Raw genomic sequence first — 1,750 nt, 5'->3', positions numbered from 1 at the left:
AGGGGCAATACAACCGCGCCCAGGCATGACCACCAGCCATCTCGACCCGCCAACCATTGGCCTCGGCATGGGCCACAGCCGCTTCAACGTCCTTGTTGGGATGTCGTCGCCTGCCCATCTCTCTCCCTGTGAAACTAGCCCCAGGAGCAATGGTTGTCAACTGAAAACCATTGCTCGCCACGTCCCTGTTAACCTAGCCGAAGCCCCACCACCAGCTCGTCGTCCCAGCCGCAGCACCCCCACTCGATCATCCCGACCGCAGGCCCCACACTCTGTCATCCCGGCCGTAGCGAAGCGAAGAGCCGGGATCTCCCACGCCGGACCAACACCAAACGCCAGTACAACCATCCACGCCAGAGATCCCGGATAACCGCAACGCGTTTTCCAGGATGACGAAGGATGGAGATATGGCTTTTCGACGGTGCCGGAAGCCGAAGAGAGGGGCGTGATGCGGCTGCTAGACAGCAAAGGACGCCGCGCTCGGTTTGAGGGGCCGGGCCAACGCCGGATCGGCCAGAGGGCTGGCCTCCCACAATACCGGTGGCCTGCACCTTCAGGAGGTCAGGCCCGATCCTCCAGATGCAGCCGGAGCCGACGCCCCGTGGCCTCCGCATACCGGCAAAGGGTCTTCCAGGTAGGGGCCGACCGGCCACCCTCCAGCCGCGCCACCACTGACTGCGTGGTCCCCATGCGTCGGGCGACTTCCGCCTGGCTGAGGCCCGCCCTGGCGCGCGCGTCGAGCAGCGCCTCGATGAACTCGAACTCCGGCCCCAGCTGCTCATACTCGCGGCGTACCTCCGAGTCTTCCAGCAGTTCGGCTTTCAGTTCCTCATGGGTCTTCATCACAGATGCTCCTCCCACCGCTTCCTGGCCGTATCAATCGCCCGACGCGGGGTCTTCTGGCTTTTCTTCACAAAAGCATGCAGAACAACCACCTCACGTGAAGCTGCGCAGACATAAAGGGCTCGAGCAATCCCGTCACGCCCCTTCAGCCGCAACTCCCAGATCTTGCCCTCCACCTGCCGCGCATGGGGCATACCTAACACCCCCGGGCCGTGGTCCTGAATCACATCCACCAGCCGCAGATAGCGAGCCTGAAGATCCGGCGGCAGCCCCCTGATCTCCTTCTCGGCGAGTGGTACGACACGCACCTTCCATGGAGTATATCGCATTTTTGCTATCTTCCTTCGCCATCCATGGCGTAATACCGTCCCCGAAACCCCTCAAGCCGCAGCGCCACCGCCCCCGCCATCCCGGCCGCAGCACCAGCCCGTCATCCCGAACGCAGCGCAGCGAAGAGCCGGGGTCTCCCGCGCCGGCATTACGCGCCGACCGTGCCGCACCCCAGCGCCCCGATCCCGGATAACCGCAACACGGTTTCCAGAATGACGGCCTGACTCAGATCCCCGTAGGAGCGGCCTCGGCCGCGAAGCCCCCGCCAAAGCCCGAAAACCACCAAAGCACCACGGAACCTAACCCCGTACCCGATCCCCGGAACCCTTCCCCGTCACCGTCAAAACCAAATACCGGAAATAGCCCCCCAGCGTCAGCGACCCAATCATCTTCGCATCCACCTCGGCCAGCCTCTCGGGGTCCGACATATCGATCCCGTTCACCTGCGCCAGCCCGGTGATGCCGGGGCGCACCGCAAACACCCCGCGTGCCTCGCGCGCCGCGATCAACTCCACCTGACTCACCAGACAGGGCCGCGGCCCGACCAGGCTCATTTCGCCCTTCAACACATTCCACA

3 protein-coding genes are annotated in these 1,750 nt (G+C 64.2%); all 3 read right to left on the bottom strand.

The genetic code is table 11. From position 1 onward, the window contains the following. Positions 1 to 561 precede the first annotated feature (561 nt). Positions 562 to 843 (bottom strand): helix-turn-helix domain-containing protein, encoded by a 282-nt coding sequence (locus ACESLR_RS11690; RefSeq protein WP_017926249.1) that lies wholly within the window; start codon positions 841 to 843, stop codon positions 562 to 564. Continuing rightward, positions 843 to 1,172 carry a type II toxin-antitoxin system RelE/ParE family toxin gene (locus tag ACESLR_RS11685; protein WP_373026179.1) on the bottom strand — a complete coding sequence of 110 codons (330 nt, stop codon included), beginning with the start codon at positions 1,170 to 1,172 and terminating at the stop codon, positions 843 to 845. The genes ACESLR_RS11690 and ACESLR_RS11685 overlap by 1 nt, the downstream gene beginning before the upstream one ends. A gap of 300 nt (positions 1,173 to 1,472) precedes the next feature. Beyond that, the coding region (locus tag ACESLR_RS11680; protein WP_373054782.1) for a sugar transferase at positions 1,473 to 1,750 on the bottom strand (278 nt) is incomplete at its 5' end.

This window comes from Thioalkalivibrio sp. (assembly GCF_041685615.1).
GTDB lineage: Bacteria > Pseudomonadota > Gammaproteobacteria > Ectothiorhodospirales > Ectothiorhodospiraceae > Thioalkalivibrio.
This window is presented reverse-complemented; position numbering and strand designations above follow the sequence as displayed.

Coding starts and splice junctions, on each gene's coding strand:
- ACESLR_RS11690 (WP_017926249.1), bottom strand. CDS start 843: ATGAAGACCCATGAGGAACTGAAAGCCGAACTGCTGGAAGACTCGGAG.
- ACESLR_RS11685 (WP_373026179.1), bottom strand. CDS start 1,172: ATGCGATATACTCCATGGAAGGTGCGTGTCGTACCACTCGCCGAGAAG.